Origin of the sequence: Pseudomonas sp. zfem004, from assembly GCF_032621715.1 — a bacterium.
GTDB lineage: Bacteria > Pseudomonadota > Gammaproteobacteria > Pseudomonadales > Pseudomonadaceae > Aquipseudomonas > Aquipseudomonas sichuanensis.
Map to the genome: position 1 here is coordinate 79,460 of NZ_JAVYJF010000001.1, position 22,197 is coordinate 101,656.

Here is a 22,197-nt window from a genome sequence, read left to right on the forward strand (position 1 = left end):
TACTGTCAGTCGTTGAAAATGGAAAGGTCCAACGGCCTGATCGCCCCCATCCAGATCGCATGATCGCGGTGATCCGCCAGCTCATCCCCGGTTTCCGGGTGCAGGAACACCACCAGCCCCTTGCGATACAGCGCCAGCCACGGCAGCACCACCCCCACCATTTCCGGCCCAAAGGCCAGCTGGCAGCTCCAGTCCGGATGCGGCCCGACCGGCTTCTGGTGCATGCGCCCCATGGTCACGCCAAACAACCGCGTCGCCTCTTCGCACAGCTCACGGGCCTGCTCCATGGTCGATGCGTCGTAGTACACGTGGGCGTGATACCCCTTGATCCTTTGCACGATGGCTCCTGATTGCACTGAAAGCATGCGTCGAAGTCTACGCCATCCCTGTGGGAGCGGCTTCAGCCGCGAAGCAGGCAACGCGGTAGATGGCACCGGCTGCGCCGGTGTTCGCGGCTGAAGCCGCTCCTACAAATTGCGCGACAGGTCAGGCTAACCACGCTCCTGCTCCAGCCAATCCACAAACCTCTCGATCAACGCCCCACGCCGCTTGCGCGGCGGCAGCACCACGTAATACCCCCGCTTCGAACGCAAACTCCCTTCCAACGGCCGGCACAACAGCCCTTGCTCCACCAACCCATCAACCAGGTGCGCCCACCCAATCGCCACCCCTTGCCCGGCAATCGCCGCCTGAATCAACAGGGTGTAATTGTCGAACCGCAACTGCCCGGCCGGTGGCGAACTGTCCACGCCAAACCCACGAAACACCCCCGCCCAGTCGAACCAGCGACTGGCCTGCTCACCCCGCAAATGGAGCAGGGGCAATCGTTGCAAAGCCACGGCTGACAAGGGTTTGCCATGAATCAGCCGAGGGCTGCATACCGGGAAGACTTCCTCATCGAACAGCCAGCGGCTTTCGCCCTGATGAAAGCGCCCATCGCCGAACAGCACCGCCACATCGATGTCAGGGCGCAGCATCCCCTGGCTGCGCTCGCCGGTCACCAGGCTCACGTCCACCTGTGGATAAGCCTCATGAAAACGCTGCAGGCGCGGCATCAGCCAGAACGCCGCAAAGGCGAAGTCGGTAGCCACCTGCAGCACCTCGCGCTGGCCGCGCCCGCTGGCTTGGGCAACGCCATCGTCCATCGCCTGCAAGCCCTGGTGCACCTGCTCGAACAACAGCAAACCTGCCTCGGTCAGCTCGATGCCCCGGTAGATCCGGTCGAACAAGCGCGTGCCCAGCTGCGCCTCCAGGCGCTTCATCTGCTGGCTTACCGCCGGCTGGGTAGTGCCCAGTTCCACGGCGGCAGCGGTGAAGCTGCGCAGGCGGGCGGCGGCCTCGAACACGCGCAGGGTGTCGAGAGGCAGGTCGGCAAGGTGCTCAAACATAAGCCTGGCTAATCCCAGTCATTGCCCGGCATGGGCTTTACCCCTGTTATCCACAGCCGCATGCTGGATTGCAAGTGGTACCCATAACCCTCGACGATGGAAGGCCCCCATGAAGCGACCCAACATCCTGTTCATCATGGCCGATCAGATGGCCGCACCCTTGCTGCCGATCTACAACCCGTCGCCGATCAAGATGCCCCACCTGGCCCGCCTCGCCGAGCAGGCCGTGGTGTTCGACAGTGCCTACTGCAACAGCCCGCTGTGTGCGCCGTCGCGCTTCACCCTGGTCAGCGGCCAGTTGCCCAGCCGCATCGGCGCCTACGACAACGCCGCCGACTTCCCCGCCGACATACCCACCTACGCCCACTACCTGCGCCGCCTCGGCTACCGCACCGCGCTGTCGGGCAAGATGCACTTCTGCGGCCCGGACCAGTTGCACGGCTACGAACAGCGGCTGACCAGCGACATCTACCCGGCCGACTACGGCTGGGCGGTGAACTGGGACGCCCCCGACCAGCGGCCGAGCTGGTACCACAACATGTCTTCGGTGCTGCAAGCCGGGCCCTGCGTGCGCACCAACCAGCTGGATTTCGACGAAGAGGTGGTGTTCAAGGCGCGCCAGTACCTCTACGACCATGTGCGCGAGGATGACGGCCGGCCGTTCTGCCTGACCGTCTCCATGACCCACCCCCACGACCCGTACACCATCCCCAGGCACTACTGGGATCTGTACAAGGATGTGGATATCCCGCTGCCGCAGGACGAAATTGCCCAGGCCGAGCAGGACCCGCACTCGCAACGCCTGCTCAAGGTCTACGACCTGTGGAACAAGCCGCTGCCCGTGGACAAGGTCCGCGACGCCCGCCGCGCCTACTTCGGCGCCTGCAGCTACATCGACGACAACATCGGCAAGCTGCTGCAGACCCTCGAGGACTGTGGCCTGGCCGACGACACCCTGATCGTGTTTTCGGGCGACCACGGCGACATGCTTGGCGAGCGTGGGCTCTGGTACAAGATGCACTGGTTCGAGATGTCGGCGCGGGTGCCGCTGCTGATCCATGCCCCCAGGCAGTTCGCCGCCCGCCGCGTCAGCGCCAGCGTATCCACCTGCGACCTGCTGCCAACCCTGGTGGAACTGGCCGGCGGCGCTGTGGATAACCAGTTGCACCTGGACGGCCGCTCGCTGCTCGGCCATCTGCAAGGGCAGGGCGGGCATGACGAGGTGATCGGCGAATACATGGCCGAAGGCACGGTCGGCCCGCTGATGATGATCCGCCGTGGCGTCTACAAGTTCGTGTACAGCGAAGACGACCCATGGCTACTCTACGACCTGAGCCGCGACCCGCACGAGCGGGAGAACCTCACCGGCAGCCCGGACCACCAGGCGCTGCTGCAGGCATTTGTCGATGAAGCCAGGCAACGCTGGGACGTCCCCGCGCTGCGCCAGCAGGTGCTGGCCAGCCAGCGCCGCCGCCGTCTGGTGGCCGAGGCGCTGGCCATCGGCACGCTGAAAAGCTGGGACCACCAACCGCTGGTGGACGCCAGCCAACAGTACATGCGCAACCACATCGATCTCGACGACCTCGAGCGCAAGGCACGTTATCCACAGCCCGCACCCCTGGATTGAGAAGAGAGGCCGCCATGCAGAAGTTCTCCACCGCCGTGCTCGCCCTGGCCCTGAGCCTGGGCACGGCCCACGCCGCCGACAGCGACGCGCAATGCAGCACCGTCAAGCTGGCCGACCCCGGCTGGAGCGATATCGCCAGCACCAACGCCCTGGCCCGACTGCTGCTGGAAAGCCTGGGTTACCAGGTGAAGATCGACAGCCTGGCCGTGCCGATCATCTACGGCGGCCTCAAGGATGGCCGGGTGGATGCCTTCCTCGGCAACTGGATGCCGGCGCAGCAGGGCTTTCACGACAAGTTCATCGCCAATGGCGATGTGCAGCAACTGGCGAAGAACCTGGAAGGCACCGAGTTCACCCTGGCGGTGCCTGACTATGTATGGAACGCGGGCGTGAAGGACTTCGCCGACCTGCAACAGCATGCCGAGCAGTTCGACAAGAAGCTCTACGGTATCGGATCGGGCGCGCCGGCGAACCTGTCGCTGAAAGAGATCATCGACAAGAACGAGTTCGACCTGGGCCAGTGGAAACTGGTCGAATCCAGCGAGCAGGCAATGCTGGCGCAGGTCGACCGGGCGGTGAAGAAGCAGCAGTTCATCACCTTCCTGGGCTGGACCCCGCACCCGATGAACGTGAAGCTGAAGATGCATTACCTCACGGGAGGGGAGAAATGGTTCGGCAGCAAGGGCGATGTTTACACCTTGACTCGCAAGGGGTATCCACAAGCGTGCCCGAATGCGGCGAAGCTGCTGGGCAACCTGAAGTTCTCGCTGGAGATGGAGAACAGCATCATGGCTGAGGTTGTGGATAAGAAGGTGAGCTTTGATGAAGCGGCCAAGGCTTGGGTGAAAGCGCATCCTGAGCTGTTGGATGCCTGGCTCGCAGGAGTGACCACCAAAGCGGGCGAGGATGCCCAAAAAACCGTAATAGCTAAACTGTGATCCGCTGAGCGACACATAGCCCCTGTGGGAGCGGGTTTACCCGCGAAACAGGCACCGCGGTCTATGGCACCGGCTGTGCCGGTGATCGCGGGTAAACCCGCTCCCACAGGGTCGGTGAAATCTTCAGGAATCTGTTATCCCCATGCCCCGCCTGACCCATCTGCTGCCCTTCCTCACCTGGCTCCCCCGCCAATCGGGCCGCAGCTTGCGCCAGGACCTGCTGGTGGGCCTGAGCGGCGCCATCCTCGCCCTGCCGCAATCCATCGCCTACGCCCTGATCGCCGGCCTGCCCGCCGAATACGGCCTGTATGCGGCCATCGTCCCGGTACTGATCGCCTGCCTGTGGGGCTCGTCCTGGCACCTGATCTGCGGCCCCACCGCCGCCATTTCCATCGTTCTCTATGCCAGCATCAGCCCGCTGGCCGTGGCCGGCAGCGCCGACTATGTAACCCTGGTACTGCTGCTGACTTTCCTCGGCGGCATCTTCCAGTTGCTGCTAGGGCTGCTGCGCTTCGGTGCGCTGGTCAATTTCGTCTCCCACTCGGTGGTGCTGGGCTTCACCCTCGGCGCCGCCATCGTCATCGCCCTTGGGCAGTTACCGAACCTGCTGGGGATGGACCTGCCAAGCCAGGCCACTGCGTTGAAGACCGTGCAGGACCTGGCCGGGCACATGGGCGAGGTGGATGTGCCATCGCTGGTTCTGGGGCTGGCCACGCTGGTCATCGGTATTGCCCTGAAACTGTGGCGCCCACGCTGGCCAAGCCTGTTGATAAGCCTGCTGCTGGTCAGCCTGGTGGCCTGGCTGCTGCCAGGCTACTTCGCCCACGTACCCAGGGTAGCTGCGTTCACCGGGCAGCTCCCGCCCTTCAGCCCGCTGCCTCTGCTGGATGTGGAACTGATGCTGCGCCTGCTGCCCAGCGCCGTGGCGGTGGGCATGCTGGGGCTGGTCACCAGCCTGTCGATTGCCCGCTCGTTGTCGGCACGTTCGGAGCAACTGATCGACCCAGACCAGGAAATCCGTGCACAAGGCCTGTCGAACATCGCAGGCGCGTTTTTCTCCGGTTACCTGTCCGCCGGTTCCTTCACTCGCTCGGGCCTCAGTTACGACGCAGGTGCGCGTTCGCCGCTGGCCGGGGTGTTTTCGGCGTTGTGGGTGGCGCTGTTCGCCGTGACCGGCGCCGGGCTGATCGCCCATCTGCCTATCCCGGCGATGGCGGGGAGCATCCTGCTGATCTGCTGGGGGCTGGTGGACCATCGCGGCATTCGCGCGCTGTTCCGGGTCAGCCGCTCGGAGTTCCTGGTGATGGCGCTGACGGCGGCTGCGACGCTGCTGCTGGAGCTGCAGACGGCAATCTATGCCGGGGTGCTGGCGTCGTTGTTCTTCTACCTCAAGCGCACGTCGCGGCCACGGGTGCAGCAGAGCCGGGAAGGGGAGGCGGACATCTTGCGGGTGGGCGGGTCGATCTTCTTCGGCGCGGCGCACTACCTGCAGGTGCGCCTGCAGCGCTGCCAGGGGCCGCATGTGGTGATCGATGCGCGGCAGGTCAACTTCATCGATTATTCGGGTGTGGATATGTTGCACCGCGAGGCGCGGCGGTTGATGCGCAATGGCGGGAGCCTGACGTTGCAGCGGGCGAGGCCGCAGGTGATTGATGAGCTACAGAAGCTGGAAGGGGCTCAGGATTGTCCGATCAGGTTCGAAGAGTAATCGCGGGGCAAGTCGCAGCGGCGAACCGCCGCTCCCACGCCAGGATACGGTAATGGCGTGGGAGCGGCGGTTCGCCGCTGCGACTTGCCCCGCGATTGGGTAGCAGGCTCAGCCGCGAGCCAACTGCCTGCGCAGCTCATCCAGCACCGGCCCGGTCTCAGGCCGAACCCCACGCCAGATAAAGAACGCCTCGGCCGCCTGCTCCGCCAGCATCCCCAACCCATCCAGCACCTTCGCCGCACCCAGCTTGCTCGCCCACTGGCAGAACGGCGTCGGCTCCTTGCCATACATCATGTCGTAGCAAACGGTACGCCCCGCCTCGACCAGGCTCTCGGCAATCGGCGGCAGCTCGCCAGCCAGGCTCGCCGAAGTGGCGTTGATGATCACGTCCACCGGCTCCTGCAACCAGGCAAAACCGCTGGCCACCACCGGCCCCAGCTCATCGAACTCACGGGCCAGTTGCTCGGCCTTCTCCACCGTGCGGTTGGCGATCACCAGCGACTGCGGCTTGTGCGCCAGGATCGGCTCCAGCACACCCCGAACAGCACCGCCGGCGCCAAGGATAAGGATGCGCTTGCCGGCCAGCTCGACCCCGGCGTTGACGGTGAGGTCACGCACCAGCCCGGCGCCGTCGGTGTTGTCGCCTTGCAAGGTGCCGTCGGCCAGCTTGCTCAGCGTGTTCACCGCGCCGGCACGCTTGGCGCGTGGGGTGAGGCTGTCGCACAGGCGGTAGGCTTCTTCCTTGAACGGCACGGTGACGTTGGCACCGCTGCCTTGCTTGAAGAAGCCACGGGCGCAGTCGCTGAACTCGTCCAGCGGCGCCAGCAGGGTGGCGTACTCCAGGTCCTCGCCGGTCTGGTCGGCGAACAGGCGGTGGATCAACGGCGACTTGCTGTGGCCGATGGGGTTACCGAAAACGACGTACTGGTCCATGGTTGATCCTCGGTTATCCACAGGCTTACTGGGCGAGCCAGTCGCGGTCTTGCAGGTAGTACTCGGTCAGGCGCGCTTCTTCGCTGCCCGGTTCGGCTTTCCAGTCGTAGCCCCAGCGCACTTGCGGCGGTAGCGACATCAGGATCGACTCGGTACGGCCACCGGACTGCAGGCCGAACAGGGTGCCACGGTCGTAGACCAGGTTGAACTCGACGTAGCGGCCACGGCGGTATTCCTGGAATTCGCGCTGGGCGGGGGTGTACGGCGTGCCCTTGCGGCGCTGGACGATCGGCAGGTAAGCCTCGACATAGGCGTCACCGATGGCGCGGATGAAGGCGAAGCAGGTGTCGAAGTCCCACTCGTTCAGGTCATCGAAGAACAGCCCGCCAATGCCGCGTGGCTCGCCACGGTGCTTGAGGTGGAAGTAGCGGTCGCACCAGGCCTTGTAGCGCGGGTACACGTCGGCGCCGAACGGCGCGCAGGCCTGCTCGGCCACACGGTGCCAGTGCACGCAGTCTTCTTCATTGCCGTAGTACGGGGTCAGGTCGAAGCCGCCGCCGAACCACCACACGGCCTCTTCGCCTTCTTTTTCGGCGATGAAGAATCTCACGTTGGCGTGGGAAGTCGGCACATGCGGGTTGTGCGGGTGGATCACCAGCGACACGCCCAGCGCCTCGAAACCACGGCCTGCCAGCTCCGGGCGATGGGCACTGGCCGACGGCGGCAGGCCGCTGCCGAACACGTGGGAGAAGTTGACGCCGCCTTTCTCGATCACCTTGCCGTCGCCGATCACCCGCGTGCGACCGCCGCCGCCGGCATCGCGCACCCAGGCATCCTCGACGAAGCGGGCGCCGCCGTCTTCGTTCTCGAGGGCAGTGCAGATGCGGTCTTGCAGGTCGAGCAGGTAGGCTTTCACGGCCTCGGTGCGGCTGGTCATCGGGTCACCTGGAAGGAGCGGGGAAAATTCGCCGCGTAGCATACCACCGGCAAACCCCGCGCCGCAGTTGACGGCGATCAAGCAAAGGCGTCCGATAGAAGGCCTTTGCGACCGAACGACAGGAGTGTGTGATGGCCAAGCGTATCCAGTTCAGCCAGCATGGCGGCCCGGAAGTGTTGCAGCTGGTGGAGTTCGACCCGGCCCCGCCCGGCCCGCAGCAGGTGCGCGTGCGCAACCATGCGATCGGCCTGAACTTCATCGACACCTATTTCCGTGGCGGGCTGTATGCGCCGCCGTCGCTGCCTTCCGGGCTGGGTACCGAAGCGGCAGGTGTGGTCGATGCGGTGGGCGAGGGCGTCAGCCGGATCAAGGTCGGTGACCGCGTGGCCTATGCCGGCGGCCCGCTGGGGGCCTACAGCGAGGTGCACACGCTGCCGGAGGCCAACCTGGTCAAACTGCCGGAGGCGATCAGCTTCGAGCAGGCGGCGGCGGTGATGCTCAAGGGGCTGACCACGCAGTACCTGCTCAAGCAGACCTATGCCGTGCAGCCGGGTGATTTCGTGCTGTTCCATGCTGCTGCCGGTGGTGTGGGTTCGCTGGCTTGCCAGTGGGCCAAAGCACTGGGCGCCAAGCTGATCGGTACGGTCAGCTCCGCCGAGAAGGCCGAACGGGCGAAGGCGCTCGGGGCCTGGGCGACCATCGACTACAGCCGTGAAGACGTGGCCCAGCGGGTGCTGGAACTGACCGACGGTCAGAAATGCCCGGTGGTGTATGACGGCGTGGGGGCGGATACCTGGCTGACTTCGCTGGATTGCCTGAAGCCGCGTGGGCTGATGGTGAGCTTCGGCAATGCCTCGGGCGCGGTGACCGGGGTGAACCTGGGGATCTTGTCGCAGAAGGGGTCGCTGTATGTCACCCGGCCTACGCTGGCGAGCTATGCCAACAACGCCGAGAACACCCAGGCCATGGCCGATGACCTGTTCGCGATGATTGCCAGCGGCAAGCTGGTGGTGGATATCCAGCAGCGGTATCCGTTGAGTGAGGCGGCCAAGGCGCAGACGGAGTTGTCGGCGCGGCGGACTGTCGGGTCGACTGTTCTTCTTCCTTAACGACCCTATCGCGGGGCAATTCGCCGTTGCGGCCTGCCCTGCGAATGCTGGATTCCACAGGTACTTTCATCAATCCACAGTTCATGCGAAGGAATTTTACCGGCACGCAGCTGTGCCACTGACGAGCGCAATCGCTTCGCATTGCTATGTGAACTCAACAGATATTGAGTTTCTTGCATTTAATCTTTTCTCCCTGACAGTGCGCCCCCTGTGGGAGCGGGTTTACCCGCGAAGCAGGCGCTGCGGTGTATGGCACCGGCTTTGCCGGTGTTCGCGGGTGAACCCGCTCCCACAGGTTATGCGTGGCCCTTGTGGGAGCGGGTTTGCCCCGCGATTGCGTCAGCTCAGCCGGTGCAATTCTTGGCCACTGGCGCCGACTCGATGCCCTCAAGCATCGCCTCCACCAACCCCTCCGCCATTTCCAGCGAATGCAGGCTGGACCAGAACATCCCCCGCCCCTCGTCCCGCAGGTGGTCGAGCGCCTTGATGCCGGTGTCGTAGGCGCAGCGCAGGTAGAGCGCTACATGCACCAGGGCGTCGTGTGCTTGGACATCAGGGTTCACGGAAAAGAGGGGCGGATGGCCTGCATCGCAGCGGCCGAAGGGATGGGTGGAGGTGTTGGGGAGGGGTGGATCGGGGACAATCTTCTTAGTCATGGCAACCTCTAACAGAGTAGGGCTGACACCTCGTCCGTTACCACACGAATGGGTGGCAGCTGTACACGGGGTGGTAAACCGGGGAGGTACCAGACCCGGCAGGCTCGAGAGCCTCCCGTGCACAGCCGCCATAGACGACTCTGATACCTTCCTGTTACCGGGTTACCACACCCGATCGCCAAGTTATTCGGCGACGGTCTGGAGCCTAGAAGTAGGAGTTCCCTGTGAGAAGGTGATGGCAGCGGACGCGGATCGTAGGATATTTCTCTATTCGCAAGCTGGACAGCCTGTTCGGCAAAATCAGAAAAATCCTGAAATCAACCAGAACCTTGAATGAGGCGCTGCTCCACGCGAGAGAACGGGCCTCGCTTGACCGTGCCGACTCTGAGGCGTAGCCTTTCTCTCTGAGGTTGTGCTGGTGCGCCGGTTGAGTTTCAAGTTATCCGGGCGAGTGCATCCTTTCCCTTTGGCCGCTTAAGCGGCCATTATTTTTTGGGCTTGTTTCTATCCCCTTTAGGCACGATGGAATAGAGCTCCGCCTTGGGCTTGCGGGCCGTCAGTTCAAAAATCGCCTCATCATAGATTTCATTGCCATAGCCATCGTTTCGGCCAATCGTGCTGCGAAGAGCAGTCAGGTGCGTGGCACTCTTCAAAATCGATGTCGCAGCCAGCGCTGCCCTGATTTGCACAACCATGTCATCAATGGTGTATCCGTCTCGTATCACCCGGCTTCTGTAGGCATGACTGCCAATAAATACGATGCCCGGATCCTCAAGCAGGGGTAAACCCAACCCGGCTTTCTGTCTGTTGATCGCCTCGAACTGATCTGCGGTAAATCTGCCTATTTCCACCGCCCTGACCCGATGACTGGACGCTAGCTGCTGCAGATTCGCCCTTATCAGGTACTCGGCATTCTCGAATAGCGGCATTGCTCCGGATGCTCCCGCCGATTTGCGACGCACGGAGAGCAAGCTAGAGGCAGGGGTTCCTGAAGAGAAGTTAGTGACTTAGGACGGAGACAGTGGGAAGTTTCCCAATTGGTTGTCCTGGCAACCATTTGAGAGAAAGTCAGGAGAGTCCGGGCGTTTTTTTGGGGCCGTTTTGCGACACAAGGCCGCTCCCACAGGGGGTCGCGGTTGCCTGTAGGAGTGGCCTTGTGCCGCGAAACGAGGGCAAAGCCCTCGCCAGCGGTATCAGCCCGGGCGCACAACCTCGCCGGTCGCCAGATCCCGAATCAGGCTCGGGTTCTTCCGCCCTCCCAACGCCCCACCCAGCACCATGTCCAGCTGCTTGTGGAAATACTGCTCCACCCGCAACCGGCTCTTGGCCGCCGGGCGCCCGGCCGGGTTGCAGGAGGTGGAAATCAACGGCCCGACCAACGCGCACAGCTCACGCACCTGTGGATGATCGCTGACCCGCAGCGCCACGCTGTCATGCTGCCCGGTCACCCACTCGGGCAGCAGGTCCTGGTGCGGTACCAACCAGGTGTTCGGCCCCGGCCAGGTGGCGGCCATGCGGTCGATCCAGTCCTGGGGGAAGTCCTCGAACAGGAAGTCGAACTGGTGGATGCTGTCAGCGACCAGGATCAGGCCTTTATCCACAGGCCGCGACTTGAGCGCCAGCAGACGATACACCGCGTCTTCGTTCCACGGGTCGCAGCCCAGGCCCCAGACCGCTTCCGTTGGATAGGCGATCACCGCACCCGCCTTGATCTCACGCGCGGCTTGTTGCACACGCCAACTGCTCACCATTTGCTGTCACTCCACATATAAGCCTTGCGCGCAGTTTACTTAGCCGGACCTTGCAAACCAACGCCCGGCTTCATTACTCACCCGGCCCTCGAGCTCCAGCTCGGTCAGGCTGGCCAGCACCTGGGCCAACGGCTGGCCGCTGCTGTGCGCCAGGCCCTCGGCAGTGTGGGGTGCAGCATGCAGCAAGGCGAGCAGGGGATGGCCGGGTTTGTCCACAGGCGCGGGCGGCAGGTTCTGCCAGCCGCGCAGGCTGTCGAGGATCTGTTCCACGCTCTCCACCAGCAACGCACCGTCGCGGATCAGCTGGTGACAGCCCTTGGCGCCGGGGTGGTGAATGGAGCCGGGGATGGCATACACCTCACGCCCTTGTTCGGCGGCAAGCCGGGCGGTGATCAACGAGCCACTGGCAATGCTCGCCTCCACCACCAGCACACCCAGCGACAGCCCGCTGATGATCCGGTTGCGCCGGGGAAAGTTGCCCGCCAACGGCCCGGCATCCAGGGGGTACTCGGAAACCAGCGCGCTACCGCTGTCGAGCATCGCTCGGGCGAGGTCGCGGTGGCGCTGTGGATAAAGTTTTTGCAACCCCGTGCCGAGCACCCCGATGGTGTGCCCGCCGGCCTGCAATGCCGCCCGATGAGCGGCACCGTCAACGCCCAGCGCCAGCCCGCTGGTGATGGTGAAACCGGCTTGCGCCAGGCAACGCGAAAACGCACCTGCGGTATCCAGCGCCGGCGGTGAAGCACGCCTGCTGCCCACTATCGCCAGCTGCGGGCGCTCCAGCAACGCCGGGTCGCCGGCGACGAATAGCAGCGGCGGCGGGTCGTCGATTTCACCGAGCAACGCGGGATAGCCAGGCCCGTCCCACATCAGCAAATGCTGGCCCGGACGCTCTATCCAGGCCATTGCAGCCAATGCACCGTCGCGCACCTCGGGGCTGCGCCGGGCATCGATACTGGCAGCCGGCAGCCCCAGCGCACGCCAGGCACTGGCCGGCGCACTGAGTGCCGACGAGGCATTGCCAAAGGCTTCGATGAGGGTATGGAAACGGCGCAGGCCGATGTCGGGGAGGCGATGCAGACGCAGCCGCGCCTCCAGTTCGGCAGGCGAGCAAGGCGACGAACGGGGTGTAGGCATAGGGGATCATCCTTGATCGAAAAGGGGCCATCGGCGTGGCACAAGCTGTGGATAACTGTGTTGATAACGCTTTGAAAAGCTGTCCATCAAATCGGCAATAAGCCGCCCTTTCACACCCTAGCCGAGCTTTCACAGGTGCCTTGGCCACCTTTTCCCTTTATTATGTGTGCTCAGTTTTCAACCGACCGCACAGTGACTGCCTGACCCCTATGGCCATTTTGAACATTCTCGAATTCCCCGATCCGCGCCTGCGTACCATTGCCAAACCGGTAACGGTGTTCGACGACGCCCTGCGCCAGCTGATCGACGACATGTTCGAAACCATGTACGAGGCCCCTGGCATCGGCCTGGCGGCGACCCAGGTCAACGTGCACCAGCAAGTCGTGGTGATGGACCTGAGCGAAGACCGCAGCGAACCGCGCGTCTTCATCAACCCCAGCGTCGAAGAGCTGACCCACGACATGGGCCAGTACCAGGAAGGCTGCCTGTCGGTGCCGGGCTTCTACGAAAACGTCGACCGCCCGCTGCGCGTACGGGTCAAGGCCCAGGACCGCGACGGCAAGCCCTACGAGCTCGAGGCCGAAGGCCTGCTGGCGGTGTGCGTGCAGCACGAATTCGATCACCTCAACGGCAAGCTGTTCGTCGACTACCTGTCGCAGCTCAAACGTGACCGGATCAAGAAGAAGCTGGAAAAGCAGCACCGCCAGCAAGCCTGATCCCTCCCTTCCAGAAGGCTTGCTCCGGCAAGCCTTTTTCTTTTTTGCAGCGAGAACTCCATGCGCATCGTCTTTGCTGGCACCCCAGAGTTTGCCGCCGAACACCTCAAGGCCCTGCTCGACAGCCCGTACGAGATCGTGGCCGTCTACACCCAGCCGGACCGCCCCGCCGGCCGTGGCCAGAAGCTCATGCCGAGCGCGGTCAAGGCCCTGGCCGTGGCCCATGACATCCCGGTGTACCAGCCACAGACCCTGCGCAATGCCGATGCGCAGGCCGAGCTCGCCGCGCTGCAGCCGGACCTGATGGTGGTGGTCGCCTATGGCTTGATCCTGCCGCAAGCGGTGCTGGATATCCCGCGCCTGGGTTGCATCAACAGCCATGCCTCGCTGCTGCCGCGCTGGCGCGGTGCGGCGCCGATCCAGCGGGCCGTGGAGGCGGGTGACGCCGAGAGCGGCGTGACCGTGATGCGCATGGAGGCTGGCCTGGATACCGGCCCGATGCTGCTCAAAGTGGTCACGCCGATCAGCGCCGACGACACCGGCGGCACCTTGCACGACCGCCTCGCCGAAATGGGCCCGCCCGCGGTGATCCAGGCCATCGCCGGCCTGGCCGATGGCAGCCTGCAAGGTGAAGTGCAGGACGATGCCCTGGCCACCTACGCACACAAGCTGAACAAAGACGAAGCGCGCATCGACTGGAGCCGTCCGGCCGTCGAGCTTGAGCGCCTGATCCGCGCCTTCAACCCTTGGCCTGTGTGCCACAGCACCCTGGACGGCGAAAGCGTGAAGGTCCTGGCCGCCAACCTGTCCACAGCCCAGGGCGCCCCGGGCGAAATCCTGTCGGCCAGCAAGGACGGCCTGGTGGTCGCCTGCGGTGAGCAGGCCCTGAGCCTGACCCGCCTGCAACTGCCGGGGGGCAAGGCGCTCAACTTCGCCGACCTGTTCAACAGCCGCCGCGAGAAATTCGCCAGCGGCAAGGTGCTCGGCCAATGAATCCACGCCTGGCTGCCGCCCGTGCCTTGGCCGCCGTGCTCAGCGGCAAGGCTTCGCTGAACAGCTCGCTGCCGGCGCAACTGGACAAGGTCGATGATCGCGACCGTGGCCTCACCCAGGACCTGGCCTTCGGCACCGCCCGCTGGCAGCCGCGCCTGGACCTGCTGGCGGCGCAACTGTTGCAGAAGCCGTTCAAGGCCGCCGACGCCGATGTGCAGGCGCTGCTGCTGGTCGGCCTGTACCAGCTGTTCTACACCCGCATCCCGGCCCACGCCGCCATCGGCGAAACCGTAGGCTGCGCCGACAAGCTGAAGAAGCCGTGGGCCAAGGCCCTGCTCAATGCCGTGCTGCGCCGCGCCCAGCGCGAGGGTGAGGCACTGCTTGCCGACATGGAGCGCGACCCGGTGGTGCGCACCGCCCACCCGCGCTGGCTGCAGAAGTCGCTCAAGGCCTTCTGGCCGGAGCAGTGGGAAACCATCTGCGCCGCCAACAACGCCCACCCGCCGATGATCTTGCGCATCAACCGCCGCCACCACAGCCGCGACGCTTACCTCGCGTTGCTGGCCGAGGCCGGTATCAGCGCCAGCGCCTGCCAGTACAGCCGTGACGGCATCGTGCTGGCCGAAGCTTGCGACGTGCGCGGCCTGCCGGGCTTCGCCGAAGGTTGGGTCAGCGTGCAGGACGAGGCCGCGCAGTTGTCTGCCGACCTGCTGGAACTGGCCCCCGGCCAACGCGTGCTCGACGCCTGTTGCGCCCCGGGCGGCAAGACCTGCCACCTGCTCGAAGCCGAGCCGAAGCTTGCGCACATGGTCGCCATCGACCTCGAGGCCAAGCGCCTGACCCGCGTGCGCGAGAACCTCGACCGCCTCAAGCTCGATGCCGAGCTGATCGCCTGCGACGCCCGCGACACTGCCAGCTGGTGGGACGGCAAACCGTTCCAGCGCATCCTGCTCGACGCCCCCTGCTCGGCCACCGGCGTGATCCGCCGCCACCCGGACATCAAGCTGACCCGCCAGGCCGACGACATCCCGGCCCTGGCCGCGCTGCAAGGCGAGCTGCTCGATGCCCTGTGGCCGACCCTGGAAGTGGGCGGCATGCTGCTGTACGCCACCTGCTCCAGCCTGCCCACCGAGAACACCGAGGTGATCGACGCCTTCCTTGCCCGCACCCCCGGTGCCCGCGAGCTGGACCTGGCGACCGAGGCCGGCCTGCGTCAGCCCCACGGGCGCCAGCTGCTGGCCCAGGAGGGCGGCCACGACGGTTTCTACTATGCCAAGCTGATCAAGATCGCCGCCTCGCGGTAAGCACAAGAACTAGGGAGTAGTGGATGAAGATCATCATCCTCGGCGCGGGGCAGGTAGGCGGTACGCTGGCGGAACACCTGGCCAGCGAAGCCAACGACATCACCGTGGTCGACACCGACAGCGAGCGCCTGCGCGATCTGGGCGACCGCCTGGACATCCGTACCGTGCAAGGCCGCGCATCGCTGCCGACGGTGCTGCGCCAGGCCGGCGCCGACGACGCCGACATGCTGGTGGCGGTGACCAATAGCGACGAGACCAACATGGTCGCCTGCCAGGTGGCCTACTCGCTGTTCCACACCCCGACCAAGATCGCCCGGGTGCGCGAATCGGCCTACCTCACCCGCGAAGAGCTGTTCGACAACGACCACATCCCGGTGGACGTGCTGATCAGCCCCGAGCAGGTGGTGACCAACTACATCAAGCGCCTGATCGAACACCCCGGTTCGCTGCAGGTGATCGACTTCGCCGAGGGCAAGGCCCAGTTGGTGGCGGTCAGGGCCTATTACGGCGGGCCGCTGGTGGGCCAGCAACTGCGCCAGATACGCGCCCACATGCCCAACGTCGACACCCGCGTGGCGGCGATCTTCCGCCGCGACCGGCCGATCACGCCCCGGGGCGACACGGTGATCGAAGCCGACGACGAAGTGTTCTTCATTGCCGCGAAGAAGGACATCCGTGCGGTGATGGGCGAGCTGCGACGCATCGACGAAACCAACAAGCGCGTGGTGATCGCCGGTGGCGGGCAGATCGGCGAGCGCCTGGCCGAGGCCATCGAAAGCCGCTACCAGGTGAAGATCATCGAGATGAACCCGGCGCGCTGCCGGCACCTTTCCGACACCCTGGAAAGCACCGTGGTGCTGCAGGGCAGCGCCTCGGACAAGGACTTGATGCTCGAAGAGAACATCGCCGACGCCGACATCTTCCTGGCCCTGACCAACGACGACGAGGCCAACATCATGGCGTCGCTGCTGGCCAAGCGCCTGGGCGCGCGCAAGGTGATGACCATCATCAACAACCCGGCCTATGTCGACCTGGTGCAGGGCGGCGACATCGACATCGCCATCAGCCCGCAGCTGGCCACCATCGGCACGCTGCTGGCCCACGTGCGCCGCGGCGATATCGTCAGCGTGCACTCGCTGCGCCGTGGCGCGGCCGAGGCCATCGAGGCCGTGGCCCATGGCGATGCGAAGTCGAGCAAGGTGGTGGGCAAGGCCATCGAGGACATCGCCCTGCCGCCGGGTACTACCATCGGCGCGATCATCCGCGACGAGGAAGTGCTGATCGCCCATGACGACACGGTGATCGAGTCGGGCGACCATGTGATTCTGTTCGTTGTGGATAAAAAGCATATCCGGGACGTGGAGAAGCTGTTCCACGTGGGCTTGAGTTTCTTCTAAAGGAGCAGGGCATGCGCGAATCGCTAGAGAAGATGCTGGCCAAGGGTGTGGATAACCCGCTGCTGCGCTTTGGCCTGGGCAAGGCCTGGCTGGATGAAGGCAATGGCGCCGAGGCGGTGGTGCATCTGGCCAGTTGCGTGCAGCAGGACCCCAAGTATTCGGCGGCATGGAAGCTGCTGGGCAAGGCGTATCAGCTGCAGGGTGACCTGGCTGGGGCGCGCAAGGCTTGGGAGGAGGGGATCGAGGCGGCGCAGGCCCATGGGGACAAGCAGGCCGAGAAGGAGATGGCTGTTTTTCTCAAGAAGCTGAACAAAACATCGACTTGATGCAGTCTCTGTGGGAGCGGGTTTACCCGCGAACACCGGCGAAGCCGGTGCCATACACCGCAGCGCCTGCTTCGCGGGTAAACCCGCTCCCACAGTGTCCCTGCTAATGCAGGGGCAGTGGATAACTCAATACCAGCGCGCCTCACCCGCCGGGCGCTTCTTGAAGCGCTTCATGCTCCACATGTACTGGCTCGGGTACTCGCGCACATAACGCTCGACCACCTTGCTCATGGCCGCCGCCGATTCATTCACATCGGTGCTGTACATGGCCTCCGGCGCCGCTTCCAGGAACACCTTGAAGCCCGAACCGTCCGGCAGGCGCAGCGCATGCAGGAACACCCCCACTGCCTTGCCACCGGCGAGCATGTTCGGCACGAACTTGCTGGTCAGCGCCTGGGTCCCCAGGAACGGCACGAACACCCCGGCGGACTCGGCCGGCTCCGGGTCGGCCGGAATACCCACCTGGCCACCGCGGCGCACTTCCTTGATGACGCTGAGAATGCCTTCCTTGGTCGAAGGCGCCACGCGGTTGCCCATCTGCACGCGCTGCTCGCGCAGCAGGTCATCCACGGCTTTCAACTTGGGCGGGCGGTAGAAGATGATCGGTTTGCACTGGTTGCAATAGAAGTGGTTGAGCACTTCCCAGTTGCCCAGGTGGCTGGTGATGCCGACCACGCCCTTGCCCGAGGCCAGGGCCTGCTCCAGCACTTCCAGGCCGTGCACTTCCTTGACCAGCTCCAGCGAGCGTTGCGGTGGCCAGATCCAGGCGCAGGCGCTTTCGACGAACGACTTGCCGATATCCTTCAGCGCACGGCCCACCAGCTGCTCACGCTCGGCCGGGTCCATCTCCGGGAAGCACTTGGCCAGGTTGATGCGCACCACGTTGCGCGAGCCGTTGGGGATCTTCCACATCAGCCAGCCGATACCGGCGCCAACGCGCTGCACCGCGCCCCAGGGCAACTTGGCGAACAGTCGCAGCACCCCGACCATCAGGGCGCCCTTGAACTTTTCCACAGGCGAATTCCTTATTTCAGCAAGGCGCGCATTGTACCCCGTCAGCGCACCAGCGCGGCGTAGCGATCGCAGTCGGTGGTGTGATCCATGACCATGCCGGTGGCCTGCATGAAGGCGTAGCAGATGGTCGGGCCGACGAAGGTGAAGCCGGCTTTCTGCAGGGCTTTGCTCATGGCCTTGGCCTCCTCGGTGACCGCCGGTACGTCGCTGCGGCCGGTGAAATGGTTGATCTTCGGCTCACCGCCCACGAACGACCACAGCCACTCGGCCGGGTTATCCACAGCCAGCCAGGCCAGCGCATTGCGGCGCACGGCCTTGAGCTTGAGGCGGTTGCGGATGATGCCGGCATCGAGCATCAACTCCTCGATGCGCTCATCGCTGAGCTGCGACAGTTTCAACGGGTCGAAGCCGTGCAACACCTCGCGATAGCGCTCGCGCTTCTTCAATACCGTGATCCACGACAAGCCCGCCTGGAACCCTTCGAGCAAAAGCATCTCGAACAGCAACGCCGGATCACGCTGCGGCGTTCCCCACTCCTGATCGTGGTAGGCCTGGTACAACGGGTCGTCGGAACACCAAAAGCAGCGTGGCATAAGGCTCCAATGAGTAGAGGGCGAGGCGAAACGGGTTATACTCCCGCTCTTTACATCCGCATCCCCAGATACAGGTGAATTTCGTGAGCCAGCCTACGCCAGCCGTGCGTACCTTCCAAGACCTGATCCTCGCCCTGCAGAACTACTGGGCAGCTCAAGGTTGTGTGGTGCTTCAGCCCTACGATATGGAAGTAGGCGCCGGCACTTTCCATACCGCCACGTTCCTGCGCGCCGTCGGCCCGGAAACCTGGAACGCCGCCTACGTGCAGCCTAGCCGTCGCCCTGCCGACGGACGGTATGGCGAAAACCCCAACCGCCTGCAGCACTACTACCAGTTCCAGGTGGTACTCAAGCCGAACCCGGCGAACTTCCAGGAGCTGTATCTGGGCTCGCTGAAAGCCATCGGCCTGGACCCACTGGTTCACGACATTCGCTTCGTCGAAGACAACTGGGAATCGCCAACCCTCGGCGCCTGGGGCCTGGGCTGGGAAATCTGGCTCAACGGCATGGAGGTGACCCAGTTCACCTACTTCCAGCAAGTCGGCGGCATCGAGTGCTACCCGGTCACCGGTGAGATCACCTACGGCCTGGAGCGCCTGGCCATGTACATCCAGGGCGTGGACTCGGTCTACGACCTGGTGTGGGCCGACGGCCCGTTCGGCAAGGTCACCTATGGCGACGTGTTCCACCAGAACGAAGTGGAGCAGTCGACCTACAACTTCGAGCACGCCAACGTCGAGAAGCTGTTCGAACTGTTCGACTTCTATGAAAGCGAAGCGAACCGCCTGATCAAGCTGGAACTGCCGCTGCCGACCTATGAAATGGTCCTGAAGGCCTCGCACACCTTCAACCTGCTGGACGCCCGCCGCGCCATCTCGGTGACCGAGCGCCAGCGCTACATCCTGCGTGTACGCACGCTCGCCCGTGACGTGGCGCAAAGCTATCTGCAAGCCCGCGCGCGCCTGGGCTTCCCGATGGCCACCCCTGAACTGCGTGATGAAGTGTTGGCTAAGCTGGAGGCTGCACAATGAGTGCTCAAGATTTCCTGGTTGAACTGGGCACCGAAGAGCTGCCACCCAAGGCCCTCGCCTCGCTGGGTGACGCCTTCCTCGCCGGTATCGAAAAAGGCCTGCAGGCCGCCGGCCTGAACTACACCGCCAAGCAGGTCTACGCCGCGCCGCGCCGCCTGGCCGTGCTGATTCGCCAGCTCGACGTGCAGCAGCCGGACCGCAGCATCAATATCGATGGCCCGCCCATGCAGGCTGCGTTCAAGGACGGCGAGCCAACCCAGGCCGCCCTGGGCTTTGCCAAGAAGTGCGGTGTGGAGCTGTCGGACATCGACCAGAGCGGCCCGAAGCTGCGCTTCTCCCAGCACATCCCGGGCAAGGCGACCGCCAGCCTGTTGCCGACCATCATCGAAGACTCGCTCAACGACCTGCCGATCCCCAAGCGCATGCGCTGGGGCGCCAGCCGTGAAGAGTTCGTGCGCCCGACCCAGTGGTTGGTGATGCTGCTGGGCGACCAGGTCGTCGACTGCACAATCCTCGCGCAAAAAGCCGGCCGTGAGTCCCGTGGCCACCGCTTCCACCACCCGGAGAACGTCGGTCTGACCACCCCGGCCAACTACGTCGAAGACCTGCGCAAAGCCTACGTGCTGGCCGACTTCGCCGAGCGTCGCGAGCTGATCAGCAAGCGCACCGCAGAACTGGCCATGCAGCAGGAAGGCACCGCGATCGTGCCGCCGGCGCTGCTGGACGAAGTGACCGCGCTGGTCGAGTGGCCGGTGCCGCTGGTGTGCTCGTTCGAGGAGCGTTTCCTCGAGGTCCCGCAGGAAGCCCTGATCACTACCATGCAGGACAACCAGAAGTACTTCTGCCTGCTGGACAACGAAGGCAAGCTGCTGCCGCGCTTCATCACCGTGGCCAACGTCGAGAGCCGCGATCCGAAGCAGATCGTGCAAGGCAACGAAAAGGTCGTGCGCCCGCGCCTGACCGACGCCGAGTTCTTCTTCAAGCAGGACAAGAAGCAGCCGCTGGAAAGCTTCAACGAGCGCCTGAAGAACGTGGTGTTCCAGGCTCAACTGGGCACCGTGTTCGAAAAAGCCGAACGCGTCTCCAAGCTGGCCGCCTTCATTGCCCCGTACCTCGGCGGCAGCGCCGCCAACGCCGGCCGCGCCGGCCTGCTGTCCAAGTGCGACCTGGCCTCGGAAATGGTCGGCGAGTTCCCTGAGATGCAGGGCATCGCCGGCTACTACTACGCCCTCAACGATGGCGAGCCAGAAGACGTCGCCCTGGCGCTGAACGAGCAGTACATGCCGCGCGGTGCTGGCGCCGAGCTGCCGCAGACCCTCACCGGTGCTGCCGTGGCCATTGCCGACAAGCTCGACACCCTGGTCGGCATCTTCGGCATCGGCATGCTGCCCACCGGCAGCAAGGACCCGTACGCCCTGCGCCGTGCCGCCCTCGGCGTGCTGCGCATCCTGATCGAGAAACAGCTGGACCTGGACCTGACCAATGCGGTCGAGTTCGCGGTCAAGCAGTTCGGTGCCAAGGTCAAGGCCGCTGGCCTGTCCGAGCAGGTGCTGGAGTTCATCTTCGACCGCCTGCGCGCGCGCTATGAAGACGAAGGCATCGACGTTGCCACCTACCTGTCGGTGCGTGCCCTGAAGCCGGGCTCTGCCCTGGACTTCGACCAGCGCGTGCAGGCCGTGCAGGCGTTCCGCAAGCTGCCGGAAGCCGGTGCCCTGGCTGCGGCGAACAAGCGTGTGTCGAACCTGCTGAGCAAGGCCGAAGGCGCCATCGCCGACCAGGTCGAGCCGAAGTATTTCGACAACGCCAACGAGTTCTCGCTGTACTCGGCCATCCAGCAGGCCGACCAGGCCGTGCAACCGATGGCGGCCGCGCGTCAGTACAACGAAGCGCTGGCCCGCCTGGCCGCCCTGCGCGATCCGGTAGACGCCTTCTTCGAGGCGGTGCTGGTCAACGCCGAGGACGCCAAGGTGCGCGCCAACCGTTATGCCCTGCTCAGCCGCCTGCGCGGCCTGTTCCTGGGCGTTGCCGACATTTCGCTGCTGGGGTAAGCCTTGAAACTGCTGATTCTCGATCGTGACGGGGTGATCAATCACGACTCCGACGCCTACATCAAGTCGCTGGACGAGTGGATCCCCATTCCTGGCTCGATCGAGGCCATCGCGCAGTTGAGCAAGGCCGGCTGGACGGTGGCCGTGGCCACCAACCAGTCCGGCATTGCCCGCGGCTATTACTCGCTGGCGACCCTCGAGGCCATGCATGCGCGCCTGCGCGCACTGGTGGCCGAGCAGGGCGGCGAGGTGGGCTGCATCGTGCATTGCCCGCATGGGCCGGACGAGGGCTGCGAATGCCGCAAGCCCAAACCCGGCATGCTGCGGGCGATTGCCGAGCACTACCAGGTGCCGCTGACCGGCGTGTGGTTCGTCGGTGACAGCAAAGGTGACCTGGAGGCAGCGCTGGCCGTCGATGCACAACCGGTGTTGGTGAAAACCGGCAAGGGTGAGCGGACGCTGGAAAAAGGCATCCCGCAGAACACCCTGATTTTTGACGATCTGGCAGCCATCGCCAGACAACTCATTTAAACAGCGCGCCCCGGCGGCGCGTTGTTACTTAGGCGGGCCCGCCCCGCAACGGTACATGCC

At 64.5% G+C, this 22,197-nt stretch carries 22 protein-coding genes; 12 read left to right on the forward strand and 10 right to left on the reverse strand.

The features are described 5' to 3' along the window. Nucleotides 1–5: 5 nt before the first annotated feature. Together RTH46_RS00400 and RTH46_RS00405 are read right to left on the reverse strand one after the other, a co-directional pair. Nucleotides 6–338, reverse strand: a complete 333-nt coding sequence (locus RTH46_RS00400; protein ID WP_153786837.1) for a DOPA 4,5-dioxygenase family protein — start codon at nt 336–338, stop codon at nt 6–8. 153 nt (nt 339–491) lie between these two features. Further along, nucleotides 492–1,388 (reverse strand): choline sulfate utilization transcriptional regulator, encoded by an 897-nt coding sequence (locus RTH46_RS00405; protein WP_316904822.1) that lies wholly within the window; start codon nt 1,386–1,388, stop codon nt 492–494. 109 nt (nt 1,389–1,497) lie between these two features. Here RTH46_RS00405 and betC point away from each other — a divergent pair, with 109 nt between their 5' ends. From betC to RTH46_RS00420, 3 genes are all read left to right on the forward strand, one after another. Next, nucleotides 1,498–3,015 carry a choline-sulfatase gene (gene betC / locus RTH46_RS00410; protein ID WP_316904823.1) on the forward strand — a complete coding sequence of 506 codons (1,518 nt, stop codon included), beginning with the start codon at nt 1,498–1,500 and terminating at the stop codon, nt 3,013–3,015. A 14-nt stretch (nt 3,016–3,029) separates the two neighbouring features. Next, a complete protein-coding gene (gene choX / locus RTH46_RS00415; RefSeq protein WP_316904824.1) occupies nt 3,030–3,953 on the forward strand; it encodes a choline ABC transporter substrate-binding protein in 924 nt (307 codons plus the stop codon). 142 nt (nt 3,954–4,095) lie between these two features. Beyond that, entirely contained in the window at nt 4,096–5,661 is a 1,566-nt protein-coding gene (locus RTH46_RS00420; RefSeq protein ID WP_316904825.1) for a SulP family inorganic anion transporter, read from the forward strand. 108 nt (nt 5,662–5,769) lie between these two features. Here the strand turns inward: RTH46_RS00420 and aroE are convergent, their stop codons facing one another. Both aroE and hemF read right to left on the reverse strand, forming a co-directional pair. Then, the gene (gene aroE, locus RTH46_RS00425) at nt 5,770–6,594 is read right to left on the reverse strand and encodes a shikimate dehydrogenase (protein ID WP_153786832.1); all 825 of its coding nucleotides are present in this window, start codon (nt 6,592–6,594) and stop codon (nt 5,770–5,772) included. Nucleotides 6,595–6,619: 25 nt separating this feature from the next. Further along, nucleotides 6,620–7,531, reverse strand: coding sequence for an oxygen-dependent coproporphyrinogen oxidase (hemF, locus tag RTH46_RS00430; protein ID WP_316904826.1), 912 nt, complete (start codon nt 7,529–7,531; stop codon nt 6,620–6,622). A gap of 131 nt (nt 7,532–7,662) precedes the next feature. Between hemF and RTH46_RS00435 the strand changes: the two genes are divergently transcribed. Continuing rightward, nucleotides 7,663–8,640, forward strand: coding sequence for an NADPH:quinone reductase (locus RTH46_RS00435; RefSeq protein WP_316904827.1), 978 nt, complete (start codon nt 7,663–7,665; stop codon nt 8,638–8,640). 344 nt (nt 8,641–8,984) lie between these two features. Here RTH46_RS00435 and RTH46_RS00440 read toward each other — a convergent pair whose 3' ends face one another. From RTH46_RS00440 to dprA, 4 genes are all read right to left on the reverse strand, one after another. Next, nucleotides 8,985–9,296 (reverse strand): hypothetical protein, encoded by a 312-nt coding sequence (locus tag RTH46_RS00440; protein WP_316904828.1) that lies wholly within the window; start codon nt 9,294–9,296, stop codon nt 8,985–8,987. 485 nt (nt 9,297–9,781) lie between these two features. Continuing rightward, complete coding sequence (locus RTH46_RS00445; RefSeq protein WP_153786828.1) at nt 9,782–10,225, reverse strand: hypothetical protein; 444 nt, start codon at nt 10,223–10,225, stop codon at nt 9,782–9,784. Nucleotides 10,226–10,489: 264 nt separating this feature from the next. Then, nucleotides 10,490–11,047, reverse strand: coding sequence for an L-threonylcarbamoyladenylate synthase (locus tag RTH46_RS00450; protein WP_153786827.1), 558 nt, complete (start codon nt 11,045–11,047; stop codon nt 10,490–10,492). A gap of 39 nt (nt 11,048–11,086) precedes the next feature. Then, nucleotides 11,087–12,184, reverse strand: a complete 1,098-nt coding sequence (gene dprA, locus RTH46_RS00455; RefSeq protein ID WP_316904829.1) for a DNA-processing protein DprA — start codon at nt 12,182–12,184, stop codon at nt 11,087–11,089. A gap of 209 nt (nt 12,185–12,393) precedes the next feature. On the opposite strand from dprA, the gene def reads away from it, so the two are divergent. Genes def through RTH46_RS00480 form a run of 5 tightly spaced genes read left to right on the forward strand, consistent with a single transcriptional unit; the run spans nt 12,394 to nt 16,920 of the window. Then, on the forward strand, nt 12,394–12,900 hold the full coding sequence (gene def / locus RTH46_RS00460; RefSeq protein WP_110994080.1) for a peptide deformylase: 507 nt from the start codon (nt 12,394–12,396) through the stop codon (nt 12,898–12,900). A gap of 60 nt (nt 12,901–12,960) precedes the next feature. Then, on the forward strand, nt 12,961–13,893 hold the full coding sequence (fmt, locus tag RTH46_RS00465; protein ID WP_153786825.1) for a methionyl-tRNA formyltransferase: 933 nt from the start codon (nt 12,961–12,963) through the stop codon (nt 13,891–13,893). Further along, nucleotides 13,890–15,197, forward strand: a complete 1,308-nt coding sequence (rsmB, locus tag RTH46_RS00470; RefSeq protein ID WP_153786824.1) for a 16S rRNA (cytosine(967)-C(5))-methyltransferase RsmB — start codon at nt 13,890–13,892, stop codon at nt 15,195–15,197. The genes fmt and rsmB overlap by 4 nt, the downstream gene beginning before the upstream one ends. A gap of 23 nt (nt 15,198–15,220) precedes the next feature. Next, nucleotides 15,221–16,594, forward strand: a complete 1,374-nt coding sequence (trkA, locus tag RTH46_RS00475; protein WP_110994077.1) for a Trk system potassium transporter TrkA — start codon at nt 15,221–15,223, stop codon at nt 16,592–16,594. A gap of 11 nt (nt 16,595–16,605) precedes the next feature. After that, entirely contained in the window at nt 16,606–16,920 is a 315-nt protein-coding gene (locus RTH46_RS00480; protein WP_279846629.1) for a tetratricopeptide repeat protein, read from the forward strand. Nucleotides 16,921–17,046: 126 nt separating this feature from the next. Here RTH46_RS00480 and RTH46_RS00485 read toward each other — a convergent pair whose 3' ends face one another. Together RTH46_RS00485 and RTH46_RS00490 are read right to left on the reverse strand one after the other, a co-directional pair. Beyond that, a complete protein-coding gene (locus tag RTH46_RS00485) occupies nt 17,047–17,934 on the reverse strand; it encodes a lysophospholipid acyltransferase (protein WP_153786822.1) in 888 nt (295 codons plus the stop codon). 41 nt (nt 17,935–17,975) lie between these two features. Continuing rightward, nucleotides 17,976–18,527: a DNA-3-methyladenine glycosylase I gene (locus RTH46_RS00490; protein ID WP_153786821.1), complete on the reverse strand. Its 552-nt coding sequence runs from the start codon at nt 18,525–18,527 to the stop codon at nt 17,976–17,978. 83 nt (nt 18,528–18,610) lie between these two features. Here RTH46_RS00490 and glyQ point away from each other — a divergent pair, with 83 nt between their 5' ends. Genes glyQ through gmhB form a run of 3 tightly spaced genes read left to right on the forward strand, consistent with a single transcriptional unit; the run spans nt 18,611 to nt 22,137 of the window. Then, nucleotides 18,611–19,558, forward strand: a complete 948-nt coding sequence (gene glyQ / locus RTH46_RS00495) for a glycine--tRNA ligase subunit alpha (protein ID WP_027592054.1) — start codon at nt 18,611–18,613, stop codon at nt 19,556–19,558. Further along, complete coding sequence (glyS, locus tag RTH46_RS00500; RefSeq protein ID WP_153786820.1) at nt 19,555–21,606, forward strand: glycine--tRNA ligase subunit beta; 2,052 nt, start codon at nt 19,555–19,557, stop codon at nt 21,604–21,606. The genes glyQ and glyS overlap by 4 nt, the downstream gene beginning before the upstream one ends. Nucleotides 21,607–21,609: 3 nt before the next feature. After that, nucleotides 21,610–22,137 carry a D-glycero-beta-D-manno-heptose 1,7-bisphosphate 7-phosphatase gene (gene gmhB, locus RTH46_RS00505; protein WP_153786819.1) on the forward strand — a complete coding sequence of 176 codons (528 nt, stop codon included), beginning with the start codon at nt 21,610–21,612 and terminating at the stop codon, nt 22,135–22,137. Nucleotides 22,138–22,197 lie beyond the last annotated feature (60 nt).